General features: G+C 69.2%; 14 protein-coding genes and 2 riboswitches. Of the genes, 8 read left to right on the top strand and 6 right to left on the bottom strand.

The features are described from left to right. Nucleotides 1–22 precede the first annotated feature (22 nt). Complete coding sequence (gene mntP / locus ACYAF3_RS21740; RefSeq protein WP_003091017.1) at nt 23–592, bottom strand: manganese efflux pump MntP; 570 nt, start codon at nt 590–592, stop codon at nt 23–25. Between the two features lie 6 nt (nt 593–598). Next, nucleotides 599–767: riboswitch (yybP-ykoY riboswitch) on the bottom strand. 157 nt (nt 768–924) lie between these two features. Further along, nucleotides 925–1,129, top strand: a riboswitch (cobalamin riboswitch). Between the two features lie 99 nt (nt 1,130–1,228). Here mntP and ACYAF3_RS21735 point away from each other — a divergent pair. The 4 genes from ACYAF3_RS21735 to ACYAF3_RS21720 are packed head-to-tail and all read left to right on the top strand — an operon-like array spanning nt 1,229 to nt 6,207. After that, nucleotides 1,229–3,385 (top strand): TonB-dependent receptor, encoded by a 2,157-nt coding sequence (locus tag ACYAF3_RS21735; RefSeq protein WP_003162554.1) that lies wholly within the window; start codon nt 1,229–1,231, stop codon nt 3,383–3,385. Between the two features lie 52 nt (nt 3,386–3,437). Then, nucleotides 3,438–4,211, top strand: a complete 774-nt coding sequence (locus ACYAF3_RS21730) for an ABC transporter ATP-binding protein (protein WP_003101422.1) — start codon at nt 3,438–3,440, stop codon at nt 4,209–4,211. After that, nucleotides 4,208–5,179 carry an ABC transporter substrate-binding protein gene (locus tag ACYAF3_RS21725; RefSeq protein WP_003162552.1) on the top strand — a complete coding sequence of 324 codons (972 nt, stop codon included), beginning with the start codon at nt 4,208–4,210 and terminating at the stop codon, nt 5,177–5,179. Before ACYAF3_RS21730 ends, ACYAF3_RS21725 begins: the two co-directional genes overlap by 4 nt. Further along, complete coding sequence (locus ACYAF3_RS21720) at nt 5,176–6,207, top strand: FecCD family ABC transporter permease (protein ID WP_003101425.1); 1,032 nt, start codon at nt 5,176–5,178, stop codon at nt 6,205–6,207. The genes ACYAF3_RS21725 and ACYAF3_RS21720 overlap by 4 nt, the downstream gene beginning before the upstream one ends. On the opposite strand, the gene ACYAF3_RS21715 is transcribed toward ACYAF3_RS21720, so the two are convergent. The 3 genes from ACYAF3_RS21715 to ACYAF3_RS21705 all read right to left on the bottom strand — a co-directional run bounded on the left by ACYAF3_RS21715 (nt 6,208) and on the right by ACYAF3_RS21705 (nt 8,674). Continuing rightward, nucleotides 6,208–7,074: an MBL fold metallo-hydrolase gene (locus tag ACYAF3_RS21715; protein WP_003101427.1), complete on the bottom strand. Its 867-nt coding sequence runs from the start codon at nt 7,072–7,074 to the stop codon at nt 6,208–6,210. It lies immediately after the preceding gene. 119 nt (nt 7,075–7,193) lie between these two features. After that, complete coding sequence (locus ACYAF3_RS21710; RefSeq protein WP_003114018.1) at nt 7,194–7,787, bottom strand: LysE family translocator; 594 nt, start codon at nt 7,785–7,787, stop codon at nt 7,194–7,196. Nucleotides 7,788–7,837: 50 nt separating this feature from the next. Continuing rightward, the gene (locus tag ACYAF3_RS21705) at nt 7,838–8,674 is read right to left on the bottom strand and encodes an AraC family transcriptional regulator (protein WP_003091026.1); all 837 of its coding nucleotides are present in this window, start codon (nt 8,672–8,674) and stop codon (nt 7,838–7,840) included. Between the two features lie 210 nt (nt 8,675–8,884). On the opposite strand from ACYAF3_RS21705, the gene ACYAF3_RS21700 reads away from it, so the two are divergent. Together ACYAF3_RS21700 and ACYAF3_RS21695 are read left to right on the top strand one after the other, a co-directional pair. Continuing rightward, nucleotides 8,885–9,658, top strand: a complete 774-nt coding sequence (locus ACYAF3_RS21700) for an SDR family oxidoreductase (protein ID WP_003101432.1) — start codon at nt 8,885–8,887, stop codon at nt 9,656–9,658. Nucleotides 9,659–9,708: 50 nt separating this feature from the next. After that, entirely contained in the window at nt 9,709–9,966 is a 258-nt protein-coding gene (locus ACYAF3_RS21695; RefSeq protein ID WP_003101434.1) for a hypothetical protein, read from the top strand. Nucleotides 9,967–9,977: 11 nt separating this feature from the next. On the opposite strand, the gene ACYAF3_RS21690 is transcribed toward ACYAF3_RS21695, so the two are convergent. Beyond that, entirely contained in the window at nt 9,978–11,615 is a 1,638-nt protein-coding gene (locus tag ACYAF3_RS21690) for a methyl-accepting chemotaxis protein (protein ID WP_003114016.1), read from the bottom strand. A gap of 84 nt (nt 11,616–11,699) precedes the next feature. Continuing rightward, a complete protein-coding gene (locus ACYAF3_RS21685) occupies nt 11,700–12,689 on the bottom strand; it encodes a LysR family transcriptional regulator (protein WP_003119833.1) in 990 nt (329 codons plus the stop codon). Between the two features lie 100 nt (nt 12,690–12,789). On the opposite strand from ACYAF3_RS21685, the gene ACYAF3_RS21680 reads away from it, so the two are divergent. Further along, nucleotides 12,790–13,959, top strand: a complete 1,170-nt coding sequence (locus tag ACYAF3_RS21680; RefSeq protein WP_023088205.1) for a M20 aminoacylase family protein — start codon at nt 12,790–12,792, stop codon at nt 13,957–13,959. A gap of 59 nt (nt 13,960–14,018) precedes the next feature. Further along, the gene (locus tag ACYAF3_RS21675) at nt 14,019–14,804 is read left to right on the top strand and encodes an ABC transporter substrate-binding protein (RefSeq protein ID WP_003114013.1); all 786 of its coding nucleotides are present in this window, start codon (nt 14,019–14,021) and stop codon (nt 14,802–14,804) included. Nucleotides 14,805–14,848: the final 44 nt, after the last annotated feature.

The following is a 14,848-nucleotide window of genomic DNA, read 5'->3' as shown; positions in this document are numbered from 1 at the left end:
CCGCCTCCGTCTCCGGCGCCGCTCACGCCGCGCTGAGATGCTCGTAGAGAATGGTCGCGCCGACCAGGATCAGCACCACCCCGCCGACCATCTCCGCGCGCTTGCCGGTCACCGCGCCGAGCGCCCGGCCGAGCATGGTGCCGAGGGTGACCATGGTCATGGTGGCCAGGCCGATGGCACCGGCGGCGAGGAAGATGTTGACGTCGACGAAGGCCAGGCCGACGCCCACCGCCAGCGCGTCGATGCTGGTGGCCAGCGCCGTCACCGCGAGAATCCAGAACGAATGCTGGCCGGGCTTTTCCTGTTCCGTCGCATGATCCGCGCGCAGGCCGTTGTGGATCATGTGCAGGCCGAGCAGCACCAGCAGGACGAAGGCGATCCAGTGATCCCAGTCGGCGACGAACTGGCTGGCGGCCTGGCCAAGCAGCCAGCCGACCAGAGGGGTGATGGCCTCGATCACGCCGAAGATTATCCCGGTGCGCAGCGCCTCCGACAGGCGCGGCCGATCCAGGCTGGAGCCCTTGCCGATGGCCGCGGCGAAGGCATCGGTGGACATGGCGAAGGCGAGGAAGATCAGGGAAACGGGATTCACGCGGATACTCCAGCCGGGCATGAGTCAACGACATGACCCCGCGGCCCGGCTTCGGCGCAGGAATGTCGTTGGTCTCACCAATCCGGTTGGATGCGCTGGCCATGGCAGGTTGCCAAGAATGTTGACCAGCGCGCCGTCAACGGGTGACGGCAGGCTACTCCCCAAGGAAGGCCGGCAGCATAGCAGGCCGGCGTGAAGAAAATGTGATGACCCGGGAAGCTGCGCCAGGGCGTGGGGTCCGGCGAAGAAAGACTGCACAAGCGAATTGTTATAGTATAACATTTTATTCAATCCAGATCGTTCAAGGCTTGACTGGAAACGGTGCGGATGTTCCCATCCGGCCCGTTCCAGGTGCCTCCTGCCGCCGCGCAGGAGGTGAAACGGGAAGCCGGTGCGTCACTTCGGTGATCAGTCCGGCGCTGCCCCCGCAACGGTAAGCGAGCGAAATCCTCTTCAGGCCACTGTGCTCCGGCATGGGAAGGCGAGGATTTCACGACCCTCGCAAGCCCGGAGACCGGCCTGCAACGCCCTGTTGGCACACCCGCGGTGGGCGGGAGCGAGCCGGTTGTTCGAGGCGCTGTCGCGCCTGCGATTTCCTGCGCGTTCCGTCCTGCCCGGTCATGAGATGGAACGCCCATGCCCCGCTTCAGCCGTTTGCGCACCGAGCCTTTCGCCCTCGGCCTCTCCACCAGCCTGCTGCTGGTACCGCCCGCCCTCGCCGAAACCGAGGAAGCCGCCCTCGCCCTGCCCAGCCAGTTGGTCAGCGTTCGCCAGGATCCCGCCGAACTCGACCACATCGACCTCGCCACTCCGGTCAGTGCCGGTTCGCGCCTGGGCCTCAGCGCCCTGGACACCCCGGCGAGCACCAGCAGCATCAGCGGCGAGGAAGTTCGCCGACGCAACAACCCCAGCGTCCAGGCCGCCGTTACCCGCAGTCCCGGCATCAGCTTCATCGGCACCCCCGGAGATGGCGGTACCGGCCTCTCGGCGCGCGGCTTCAGCGGCCATGCGTCGGTGATGCAACTGTTCGACGGCACGCGCCTGTACACCGGCATGGGCACGGTGAACTTCCCCAGCGATCCGTGGATGGTCGAGCGCATCGACGTGATCCGCGGCCCGGCCTCGGTGCTGTACGGCGAAGGCGCCACCGGCGCGGTGATCAACGTGGTGCCGAAGAAGCCTTTCGCCGGCGAGATCCGCAACCACCTGCGCCTCGGCTACGGCTCCTACGACAACCGCCAGTTGGCCCTGGACAGCGGCGGCTCGCTGACCGACAGCCTCAGCTACCGGCTCAACCTGAACCAGCAGCAGAGCCACGGCTGGATCGACCGTGGCGACTCGCGCAACCTGGGCATCAGCGCGGCGCTGCGCTGGCAGGCCAGCGACGATCTGGCCTTCACCCTCGCCCACGACTATGGCGACCAGGAGCCGATGAACGACTTCGGCACCCCGCTGGTCGGCGGCAAGTACCACAAGCGCCTGCGCGAGAAGAACTACAACGTGCGCAACGACGTGCAGCGCTACAACGACCAGTGGACCCGCCTGACCAGCGACTGGAGCCTTTCCGACAACGTCACCGCGAGCAACCAGCTGTACTACATCAAGGCCCGCCGCCACTGGCGCAACGCCGAAACCTACGAATGGGACGTCCCGCGCGAAGAGCTGTTGCGCAGGGACTACCTGCGCATCAGCCACGAGCAGGAGCAGATCGGCGACCGCCAGACCTTCGCCTTCCAGCACGCCCTGTTCGGCCTCGACAGCCGCACCCTGGTCGGCGCCGAGTACAACCGCATCCGCTTCCGCCTGAGCAACAACTCGCCCTATACCGATGTCGGCGGCGACTACATCGACCCCTGGCATCCCGCGCCCGGCTACTTCGAAAGCCGCTCGCCCTACCGGCCGCACTCGCGCAGCCAGACCCGCACCTTCGCCCTGTTCGCCGAGAACCGCCTGCAGCTCAACGAGCGCCTGTCGCTGGTGACCGGGGTGCGCCGCGACCAGAACCATATCGACCGCGACGACCTGCGCGCCGGCACCCGCAGCGACCGCAGCCTGCAGGGCGGCAACTGGCGCGCCGGGCTGGTCTTCGCGCTGACCCCGGAACTGTCGCTGTACGGCCAGTACTCCACCAGCGAGGACGGCGTGAGCAACCTGATCACCCTCAACGCGACCCAGCAGCAGATGGACCTGACCCACTCGAAGCAGACCGAGGTCGGCCTCAAGCAGCTGTTCCCGGACGGTCGCGGCGAATGGACCCTGGCCGCCTACCATATCGTCAAGAAGAAGCTGCTCAGCGCCAACCCGCTGCCGCCGCACGACGCGCAGCAGGTCGGCCAGCAGAGTTCGGACGGCCTGGAGGCCAGCCTGGAACTGAACCTGGCCCAGGACTGGCGGCTGTCGGCGAACGCCGCGCTGGTGCGTGCCGAATACGACGACTTCGACGAAACGATCGACGGGCAGACCTACTCGCGCAATGGCAACCGCCCCAGGAACGTGCCACGGCGCACCGCCAACCTCTGGCTGGACAAGTCCTTCGCCGAGACCCTGCGCGTCGGCGCCGGGCTGCGCTACGTCGACCGGCGCTACGCCGACGCCGCCAACCAGGCCAGCCTGCCCGGCTACACGGTGGTCGACGCCAACCTGGGCTGGCGGGTACGGCCGGACCTGACCCTCGGCCTTGAGCTGTACAACCTGTTCGACCGCCAGTACGCCCTGGCTGACAACAACAACGGCCAGCAATGGATCATGGGCCAGCCACGCTCGTTCAACGTCACCGCCGACTTCAGTTTCTGAAGCCGGCGCCGCGGCAATCGTCTCTGCTGAACCACCGGACCTGCGAGTAGCCATGTCGTCCCTTCACCTCGATGCCCTGCACTGGTCGCCCGACGCCTCCACCGAGTTGCTGCGCGGCGTGCATCTGGAAGTCCCGGCCGGCAGTTTCGTCGGCCTGATCGGCCCCAACGGCAGCGGCAAGACCAGCCTGCTGCGCTGCGCCTTCCGCTATGCGCGACCGCAGCGCGGCCGGGTGGTGCTCGACGGCGACGACCTCTGGCGCCAGCCGCCGCGCTGGGCCGCCCGGCGTATCGCGGTGGTGTTGCAGGAGTTCCCCGAGGACTTCGGCCTCGCCGTCGAGGACGTGGTCGCCATGGGCCGCACGCCGCACAAGGGCCTGTTCGACGGCCACGGCGCGGACGACCGCCAGCGGGTCCGCCAGGCGCTGCTCCAGGTCGGTCTCGAAGGGCGTGCCGCGAGCCCCTTCGCCAGCCTCTCCGGTGGCGAGAAGCAGCGCGCCCTGCTGGCTCGCGCGCTGGTTCAGGAGCCGCGCCTGCTGATCCTCGACGAACCGACCAACCACCTCGACCCGCGCTACCAGCTGGAGCTTCTGCGCCTGCTGCGCAGCCTCGGCCTGAGCACCCTGGCGAGCTTCCACGACCTCAACCTGGCGGCGGCCTTCTGCGACCGCCTCTACGTGCTCGACGGCGGCCGCATCGTCGCCCAGGGCACGCCGACCGAAGTGCTCGACGCCGACCTGCTGTGGCGGGTGTTCGGCGTCCGCGCCCTGGTCGACCGCCACCCCCTCGCCGACCACCCGCGCCTGACCTGGATTACCCAAGCATGAAGCACCCGATCCTGCACCACCTGCTGCTCTGCGCCCTGCTCGCCTGCGCCGATGCCGCGCTGGCCGAGCGCTACCCGCTCAGCGTGCGCAGCTGCGAGCGCGAAGTGACGTTCGAGCGCGCGCCGTCGCGCGCGGTCAGCCACGACATCAACCTCACCGAGATGATGGTCGCCCTCGGTCTGCAGACGCGCATGGTCGGCTATACCGGCATCAGCGGCTGGTGGAAGAATGCCGATCCCGGATTGATCGCCGCGCTCAAGCCGCTGCCCGAGCTGGTGGCGCGCTACCCCACGGCGGAAACCCTGCTCGATGTCGACGCCGACTTCTTCTTCGCCGGTTGGGGCTACGGCATGCGCGTCGGCGGCGACCTCACTCCGGCCAGCCTGGAGCCGCTGGGGGTGAAGGTCTACGAGCTGAGCGAATCCTGCGCGCAGATCGGCGAGCCGCGCCGCGCCAGCCTCGACGAGCTGTACCGCGACCTGCGCAACCTGGGGCGGATCTTCGACGTCGAACCGCGCGCCGAGCGCCTGGTCGCCAGCCTCCAGGCACGCATCGAGCGCGCCCGCGCCGGCATCCCGGCGAACGCCGAGGCGCCGCGGGTGTTCCTCTACGACAGCGGCGAGGACCGCCCCTTCACCTCTGGCCGCCTGGGCATGCCGCAGGCGCTGATCGAGGCCGCCGGCGGCCGCAGCGTGACCGACGACGTGGCGGCCAGTTGGACCCAGGTCAACTGGGAAAGCGTGGTCGCCCGCGATCCGCAGGTCATCGTCATCGTCGACTACGGCGAGACCAGCGCCGCGCAGAAGCAGCGCTTCCTCGAAGAGAACCCGGCGCTGCGCAGCCTGACCGCGATCCGCGAGCGACGCTTCATCGTCCTGCCCTATAACCAGGCCACGCCGGGCATCGGCAACGCCGCGGCGATAGAAACCCTGGTCGCCGGCCTCCACCCTCGGGCGCCACGTCCATGACCCTGTTCCGCAGCCCTCGCGCCTATTGCCTGTTGCTGGGCAGCCTGGTCATGTTGCTCGGCCTGTCCTGCGTGGTCGCCCTCGGCTTCGGTCCGGCGCGACTGGACAGCGGCCTGGTCGGCCGCATCGTCCTCCAGCGCCTGTTCGGCGTAGCGGCGGAGCCCGGTGCCTGGAGCGCCGGCCAGGAGCACATCGTCTGGCTGATCCGCGCCCCACGGGTACTGCTCGGTGCCTGCGTCGGCGCCGGCCTGGCGCTGGTGGGAGCGGCCCTGCAGGCGGTCACGCGCAATCCGCTGGCCGATCCGCACCTGCTCGGCGCCACCTCCGGCGCGACCCTCGGCGCGGTGTTGGTGGTGCTCTACATCGGCGAGGTGATCGGCCTGCTGACCCTGCCGCTGGCGGCCTTCCTCGGCGCCCTCGGCAGCATGCTGCTGGTGCTCGGCGTGGCCAGTCGCGGCGGCCGCCTGGGCAGCGACCGGCTGTTGCTGGCGGGGGTCGCGGTGTCGTTCGTGCTCCTGGCGCTGGCCAACCTGCTGCTGTTCCTCGGCGACCACCGCGCCGCCTCCTCTGTGCTGTTCTGGATGCTCGGCGGCCTCGGCCTGGCGCGCTGGTCGTTGATCTGGCTGCCGGCGCTGTGCGTGGCCGGCGGCCTGCTGGTACTGCTCGGGCTGGGCCGTGCGCTGAACGCGCTGATGGCCGGCGAACAGACCGCCGTGACCCTCGGCCTGGACGCCCGTCGCGTACGCCTGTGGGTCTTCGTCTGCTGCTCGCTGCTGACCGGCGTGCTGGTCTCGGTGAGCGGCGCCATCGGCTTCGTCGGTCTCATGCTGCCGCACGCCGCGCGCCTGCTGGTGGGTGCCGAGCACCGCCGACTGCTGCCGGTGTGCGCCCTGCTCGGCGCGCTGTTCCTGGTCTGGATGGATGTCGCCGCGCGCACCCTGATCGCCCCCCAGGACCTGCCCATCGGCATCGCCACCGCGGCCATCGGCGGGCTGTTCTTCATTCTCCTGCTGCGTCGCCGCAGCTGATCAGAACAGATCCAGCGGGATCTTCAGGTAACGCACCCCGTTGCCTTCCACCGGCGGCAGGTTGCCGCCGCGCATGTTGACCTGGATCGCCGGCAGCATCAGGGTCGGCATGCCGAGGGTGGCATCGCGCTGCTGGCGCATGGCGACGAACGCCTCCTCGTCGACGCCTTCGCGGACGTGCACGTTGTGCCGGCGCTGCTCGCCGACGCTGGTTTCGCAGCGGTGCTCGTCGCGGCCGGGAGCCGTGTAGTCGTGGCACATGAACAGGCGGGTCGCGTCGGGTAGCGCGAACAGGCGCTGGATCGAGCGATACAGCTGGCGCGCGTCGCCGCCGGGGAAATCGCAGCGGGCGGTGCCGTAGTCGGGCATGAACAGGGTATCGCCGACGAAGGCGCTGTCGCCGACCAGGTAGGTCATGCACGCCGGGGTATGCCCCGGGGTATGCAGCGCGCGGCATTCCAGGGCGCCGATGCGGAACGACTCGCCGTCCTCGAACAGGTGCTCGAACTGGCGGCCGTCCACCGGGAACGCCTCGCCGAGGTTGAACAGGCCGGAGAATTTCGCCTGGACCTGGGTGATTCGCGCGCCGATGGCCAGGCACCCGCCCAGTTCGCGCTGCAGGAAGATGGCCGCCGACAGGTGGTCGGCGTGCACGTGGGTCTCCAGCAGCCATTCCACCTGCAGGTCGTGCTGGCGAACATGGGCGATCAGGCGTTCGGCGCTGGCATGGCTGGTGCGCCCGGCGGCCGGGTCGTAGTCGAGCACCGGGTCGACGATGGCGCAGGCGCGGCTGGACGGGTCGCGCACCACGTAGCTGTAGGTGGAGGTGGCCGGGTCGAAGAAGGCAGTGATGTCGGGTTTCAACATGGAGGTTCCTTGCGCGGCGTGCTGACGGCGACCGCGCCATGGCTACGGATCGTCCCACCATAGCCAACCCGGGCCCGGCGTACCAACCCACAGGTTTGTCAGGAAGCTACCGGACCGCCTCAGAGCAGCAGGGCGGCCCAGGCCGATGCCAGCAACAACAGCGCCATGCCTTGGTTGAAGCGTTTCATCAGCGACGGCGAGCGCAGCAGCCGCGCGCTGCCGACGCCGAGCAAGGCCCAACTGGCCAGGCACGGCAGCGAAACCAGGAAGAACAGCAATGCCAGCAGGCCGATCCGCCCGGCCTGTCCGGCGCCTTCCCCGGCGAACAGTGCCAGCGCGGCGAGGGCCATCATCCAGGCCTTGGGATTGACCAGTTGCAACGCCGCGCCGCCGAGCACGCCGAGGCGCCGCGGCGGCTCCGCGCCGTCGATGCCGCCCGCGCTGCGGAACAGGCTCCAGGCCAGGTAGCTGAGCCAGCCGACGCCGAGCCAGGCGAGCCCCTGCTGGAGCAGCGGATGGCGTCGCAGCAACTCGCCCAGGCCGAGCCCGAGCAGCAGGATCAGCGCCGCCACCGCCGCGCAGGCGCCGAGCACGATCGGCCAGGCGGCGGCCAGGCCGTGGCGCTGGCTGTTGCTCAGGACCAGGATGTTGGTCGGTCCGGGGGTGATCGAGGCGACGACGGCGAACAGCAGGAAGGGCACGAGGGATTGCATGGACGGGCTCCTGTGGCGGGGGAGCCTTCATCCTGGCGACGCGCCGGGCCTCAGTCTGGAAGCTGGGTGCACTGCCGGCGGTAGGCCGCCGGGGTCATCCCGTAGGCGCGCCGGAACCAGCGGCCGAGATGGCTCTGGTCGGCGAAACCGAGAGCGCTGGCGAGGTCCGCCGGTTGCCCGCCGACAGCGAGCATCTGCCGCGCCTTGGCCAGGCGCAACTGGACCAGGTAGGCGTAGGGTGGCAAGCCGTAGGCGGCCTTGAATGCACGGTTCAGGCGGAAGCGGTCGGTGCCGCAGGCGCTGGCCAGCTCGTCCAGGCCGATGTCCTGGTAGAAGTGCGCATGCAGGTAGTCGCGGGCTTTCTGCGCCACCAGCGGCAGGCGCGGATCGAATGGCTTCGCCTCGCGCCAGCCGAGGTGCACGCGCAGCCGCTCCAGCACCAGCTCCAGGGCGGTCTGCCGCAGCAGTCGCAGCTCGCGGCCATGCAGGACGCGGAAGGCCTGGGCGATGGCCAGGGTCAGGCGCGGGTCTTCGGTGAGGTTGGCGTGGAAGCCGGGGTCGCGGTCGCTGGGCGCATCGTCGAAGGTCGCCCGCAGTTCGCGCCGCAGCCAGTCCGGCTGCAGGTACAGCATCGAGTAGGTGAAGCCGCCGGCGATCGGCGCGCGACCGTCGTGGATCTCCCCCGGTTCGACCAGGAATACCTGGCCGGCGGTGCTGTCGTGTCGGCGTCGGCGGCAGTTGAATTGCTGCACGCCGATCTCGGTGTAGCCGATCAGGTAGCTGTCGTGCCAGTGCGGATCGTAGGCGTGGCCCTCGAAATGGGCGCGCAGGGTCTCGATCCCGGTCTCGGCGTCGCGGGCCAGGTCGATCCAGTCTCGGCTCCCCATCGTGCGTCAGGTCTTCCCATTCGTTGGTTTCGTCGCCGCGACTATAACGCGCCCGTCCCGGGGTTCTAGAAGATTCGTGCAGGCGGCTGCGCTCCTCCGGAGGCGGGAATTGATCGGCGTTTCTGGACAATCTATCCAGGCCGCCGCGATTACTCCGCAAGGCCGCCCTCCCTAGACTGGGTTCTCCACTCACCGCAGGAGAAACACCCCATGGTCGACCACTCCATCAAAGGCAAGACCGTCCTCATCACCGGCGGCGCCAAGAACCTGGGCGGGCTGATCGCCCGTGATCTCGCCGCCCACGGCGCGAAGGCGATCGCCATCCACTACAACAGCGCCGCGAGCAAGGCCGATGCCGACGCCACCGTCGCCGCGCTGCAGGCAGCCGGAGCCAAGGCGGTAGCGCTGCAGGGCGATCTCACCAGCGCCGCGGCCATGGAAAAGCTGTTCGCCGACGCCATCGCCGCGGTGGGCAAGCCGGACATCGCCATCAACACCGTCGGCAAGGTGCTGAAGAAACCCATCACCGAGATCAGCGAGACCGAATACGACGAGATGAGCGCGGTCAATTCCAAGTCTGCGTTCTTCTTCCTGCGCGAAGCCGGCAAGCACGTCAACGATAACGGCAAGATCTGCACCCTGGTGACCTCCCTGCTTGGCGCCTATACCCCGTACTACGCCGCCTATGCCGGCACCAAGGCGCCGGTGGAGCACTTCACCCGTGCCGCTTCCAAGGAGTTCGGCGCGCGCGGCATCTCGGTCACCGCGGTCGGCCCGGGCCCCATGGACACACCCTTCTTCTACCCCGCCGAAGGTGCCGATGCGGTGGACTACCTGAAGAACGCCGCGGCCTTGTCGCCGTTCTCCAAAACCGGCCTGACCGACATCGACGACGTGGTGCCGTTCATCCGCCACCTGGTCAGCGAAGGCTGGTGGATCACCGGCCAGACCATCCTCATCAACGGCGGCTTCTCCACCAAGTGAGCCACGCAGCGGCCGCCACGGCGGTCGCTGCCTGCCTGCGGAAACCCTTCATGCACGTGACCCTGGTAATCGCCGGCGGCATCGTCCTGCTCGGCCTGTTCCTGCTCTTCGGCAAACTCTGGGATGCCGGGCCGGCGCTCGCTGCCGGCCTGTTCCTGCCGACCTGGCTGGCCGTCGCGCTGGTCAACCTGTGGGTCGGCGTCCAGCACGCCGGCTACGGCTTGCGCGAAGAACTGCCGATCCTGCTGCTGGTCTTCCTGGTCCCGGCGGCACTGGCCGGCGTGGCGATCTGGCTGGCGCCGCGCTAGGCGGCGGCGCTTCAGACGCGGAAACGGCCGACCAGCCGCGCCAGTTCCGAGGACAGCTCGGACAGCCGGCGGCTGGCCCCGGTACCCTGCTCCGAATGTTCCGCCGCCTGGGCGGAAAGCTCGCGCACCTCGCTGATGTTGCGGGCGATTTCGTCGATTACCCGGCTCTGCTCCTCGCAGGCCGAGGCGATCTGCGCGGCGAGGTCGTTGATCCGCCCCACCGCGTCGCCGGTGGCGGCCAGCACGCCGTCGACCCCGGCGGCGCGCTCGACGCTGTCGCGCGCCTTGAGGCTGCCCGACTGCATGGCCCGCACGGCGTTCTGCACCCCGGCCTGGAGGCGCTCGATGCGCGCCTGGATGTCCTTGGTCGAATCCTGGGTGCGCGCCGCCAGCGCCCGCACCTCGTCGGCCACCACGGCGAAACCGCGACCCTGCTCGCCGGCCCGCGCGGCTTCGATGGCGGCGTTGAGGGCGAGCAGGTTGGTCTGTTCGGCGATGCCCTTGATCACCGTCAGCACCGCGTCGATGCTGGCGGTTTCCTGGGCCAGTTGCTGGATGCTCTCGGAACTGCTCTCCACTTCCTGCGCCAACTGGCGGATCACCTCGATGGTCGCTTCCACCACGTTGGCGCCCTCGCGCGCCTGCCGGCGGGCGTCATCGGCCACCTGCGCGGCGCTCTGGGCGTTGCGCGCCACCTCATGGACGGCACTGCTCATCTGCGTCGCGGCGGTGCTGACCTGGTCCACCGATGCGTGCTCGCTGTTGATCAGACGATCGTTGGCGGCGGTCATGCCGGCCAGCGAACCGGCGGAATCGGCGACCTCGCCGGTGACCCGGCCGACCTCGCGGATCAGCGGCTGCAACTTGTCGAGGAAGGCGTTGAAGGCGCTGCCGAGGCGGCCGGGTTCGTCGCGCGAAGTGACCTCCAGGCGCACGCGCAGGTCGCCATCGCCGTTGGCGATCTCTTCCAGGCGTTGCAGCAGACGCTGCAACGGACGGGTCACCAGGCCGGGGAACACCAGCACCAGCGACAGGCACACCAGCAGGCCGAACGCCACCAGCGCCACCTGCTGCCAGCGGTGGCGCTCGCCCAGCGCGGAGGACGCCTCGCCGTCGGCGGCCGCGGCCGCCTCTTCCATCTCGTCGAGCTGGTTGATCACCTCGCGCATCGCCCCGAACTGGCGATCGCTGTCACCGTAGCTGAGCTGCGCCGCGGCGCTCGGATCGCTGGCCGCCAGGCTCAGCACCCGCGCCGAGGTCGCGCTCCAGAGGGCATAGCCGCGCTCGAACTCGGCGACCTTGGCCAGTTCCGCCTCGCCCGGCTGCATCGCCGCGTACTGGCGCACCCGATCCAGGGCCTGCTGCAGGTTTTCCGCGTGATCGTTCCTCAGGCCGGCGATCTGCTCGGCGCTCAGGTGGCCCTCGAGCAGGCTGCGCTCGGCGACGAAGGCCTGGTAGAGATCGCGGTCGGCGTTGAGCAGCAGGGCGATGCCGGGGAGAAAACGCTTGCCCAGGCGCTGGTTGGATTCGTTCAGCTGGGCGATGCCATGCACGCCGAGCGCGCCCACCAGCAGCAGAAGCACCGCCAGCAGGAGGATCGGCAGAGCGATTTTCCTGCGGAACGACAGGTTAGCGAACCATTGCAGCATGCCGGCATCCTCGCTCGTGGCTTTCCAGGCTATCGGTCGCAGCACGACCGATCTTGAGCGACCGTACGTCCGTGCCAGTAGGAATCAGACTAGCAGGCGCAGGGTTTCGAACAGGCGCCGGTCATCCTTCTTCGCCGAGCGGGCGTGGCGGCGGATCACCTGCAGCAGGCACTCGACGAAACATTGCGCCGGATTGCTGAGGGCTCCGCCGCGCCGGGTGATGATGCCCAGCCGTCGTGGCTCGAAGGTTTCCCGCAGCGCCAGCGGCACCACCCGGCCGAGCAACGGCGGGGCGGCGCCGATGATCGCCGGCACCCAGGTGCACATGTCGGCCTGCTCCACCAGGGTCTGCAGGATCGCCACGGAGTGCGCGCGGACGATGCGCCGCTCGTCGATCAAGGCACCGTGGCGCCAGAACAGCTCGCGCATCAGGGCGTCGTGGCCGTCGCCGGTGTAGTTCAACGCCCAGTCCTGTTCCAGCAGCTCGTGGATCGAGCCGCAACCCGCCAGCGGATGCCCCTGGCGGACCAGCACCGCGGTGTCGTAGTCGAGCAGCTTCTCGCAGGCGAATTCCTGGGCCGCCTGGGCGCCGTGCAGCGGGCCGATGGCGAAATCCATGCTGCCGTCGCGAAGCAATGGCTGGGCCACCGCCATCAGGCTTTCGAAAAGCTCCAGGCGCACCTCCGGCATGCGCTCGCGGAACGCCTGCACCGCCTCCGAGAGGAAGGTCAGCGCCACCCAAGGCGTCACCCCGATGCACAGCCGGCCGCTGGCCTGGCCACGCAGGTGGTCGAGTTCGACCTGCGCGTGCTCCAGTTGCTTGAGCACCAGCCGGGCGTGGATCAGCAGCGCCTTGCCGTATTCGGTGAAGGTCAGGCCGCTGGGCGTGCGGACGAACAGCGGCAGATGCTGTTCGGTTTCCAGTTCGCGCAGCGCGCGGGTCACGGCCGCCTGGGAAATCCCCAGGACGCGGGCGGCGGCGCGGATGCCGCCGGCGTCGGCACTGGCGACCAGGGCTTGCAACTGGTGGAGTTTCACGGGCTTACCGAGGTGACAACGAAAGGTTGTCATCATAGCCAAAGCGAGCCTCCCCGCCAGTCCCCCGCTTGCCTACCATCGGCTTCGACAACGCCCCGCCGCCCACCGGTCGGAGCCCTTGAGGAGAACAAGAAGAATGACCGAGCCTGCCGTCCTGCCCGCCATCGCGGCGCTGCGGGAAGAGATGGTTACCTTGCGCCGCCATATCCATGCCCACCCGGAGTTGGGTTTCGAGGAACGGCGAACCGCCGCGCTGGTCGCCGAATGCCTGGAGGCCTGGGGCTACCAGGTCAGCCGTGGAGTGGGTCGCACCGGCGTGGTCGGCACCCTGTGCCGCGGCGAGGGCCCAGCGCTGGGCCTGCGCGCCGACATGGACGCGCTGCCGATCCAGGAAGCCACCGGCCTGCCCTACGCCAGCCAGGTGGACGGCGTGATGCACGCCTGCGGCCACGACGGCCACACCGCGATGCTCCTCGCCGCGGCCAGGCACCTGGTCGAGTCGCCGCGCTGGCGCGGCACCCTGCAACTGATCTTCCAGCCTGCCGAAGAGGGCCTCGGCGGTGCCCGCGCGATGCTCGACGACGGGCTGCTGGAGCGCTTCCCCTGCGACGCCATCTTCGCCATGCACAACGTCCCGGGATACCCCGTCGGCCACCTCGGCTTCCATCCCGGCCCCTTCATGGCCTCGGCCGATACCGTGGTCATCCGCGTGATCGGCAGCGGCGGCCACGGCGCGGTGCCGCAGCGCACCGTCGACCCGGTGGTGGTCTGCTCCGCCATCGTGCTGGCCTTGCAGAGCATCGTCTCGCGCAACGTCGACCCGCAGGACACCGCGATCGTCAGCGTCGGCGCGATCCATGCCGGGACGGTCTCCAACGTGATCCCGGCCAGCGCCGAAATGATCCTCAGCGTCCGGGCCCTGACCGCGGAAACCCGTGCCCTGCTGGAGCGCCGCATCGGCGAACTGGCCCGCGGCCAGGCCGCCAGCTTCGGCGCGCGGGCGGAGGTCGACTACCGGTATTGCCATCCGGTGCTGGTCAACCATCCCGGGCAGACCGCGTTCGCCCGCGAGGTGGCCCGCGACTGGCTGGGCGAGGAATGCCTGATCGACGGACTGCGGCCGTTCACCGCCAGCGAGGATTTCGCCTTCATCCTCGAACGCTGTCCCGGCAGTTACCTGGTGATCGGCAATGGCCAGGGCGAGAGCGGCTGCCAGTTGCACAACCCCGGCTACGACTTCAACGACGACTGCCTGGCCGTCGGCGCCAGCTACTGGGTGCGACTGGCCGAGCGCTTCCTGGCCTGAGCCAGGGTTTTCAACGGGCGCGCGGCCTGGCGCGCGCGGATCGACAGAGGACAACCACAATGACAAGAACCCTCGGCAGCATCGCCCTCTCCCTCCTCCTCGCCGCACCGGCCGGCGCCGCCGACTGGACAGGCAAGGTCCTGCGCCTGGGCGTCGACCCGACCTACCCGCCGCTCGAATACAAGCAGCCGGACGGCCGCCTGGCAGGCTTCGGCATCGAGATCGGCGAAGCCCTCTGCGCGGAGCTGCGAGCCCGCTGCGAATGGGTCGAAAGCAACTGGGACGGCATCATCCCGGCGCTGCTGTCGCGCAAGATCGACGCCATCGTCTCGTCGATGACCATCACGCCGAAACGCGCACAGCACATCGCCTTCACCGACCGCGTCTCCAACGCGCCGAGCCGCCTGGTGGTACGCCGTGGCTCGGCGCTCCTGCCCGACGCCGAGAGCCTGCGCGGCAAGCGCGTGGGGGTCGGCCAGGGCTCCAACCAGGAGGCCTACGCCAAGGCCGAATGGGCCGCCAAGGGGGTGCGGGTCGTCTCCTACCAGAACCAGGACCAGGTCTACGCCGACCTCGTCATGGGCCGCCTCGACGCCTCGCTGCAAGGCGCGGTGCAGGCCAGCTACGGCTTCCTCGACAAGCCGGTCGGCAAGGATTTCGAACTGGCCGGAGCGGTGCTGGACGACCCTCGCTACTTCGGGGTCGGCGACGGCATCGGCCTGCGCAAGGAGGACGTGGCGCTGCGCGAGGACCTGAACAAGGCGCTGGCGACGATCCGCGCCAACGGAACCTACGCGCGAATCAACGCCCGCTACTTCGATTTCGACCTCTACGGCACGCCCTGAACGGCGTCCGGCCGCTTTTCACCTCGACCGACAACAACAAGCAA

It is taken from the genome of Pseudomonas sp. TZ252 (genome assembly GCF_056110345.1).
Note: the sequence above shows the minus strand (reverse complement) of the source record. Positions and strands in the feature narration are given on the sequence as shown.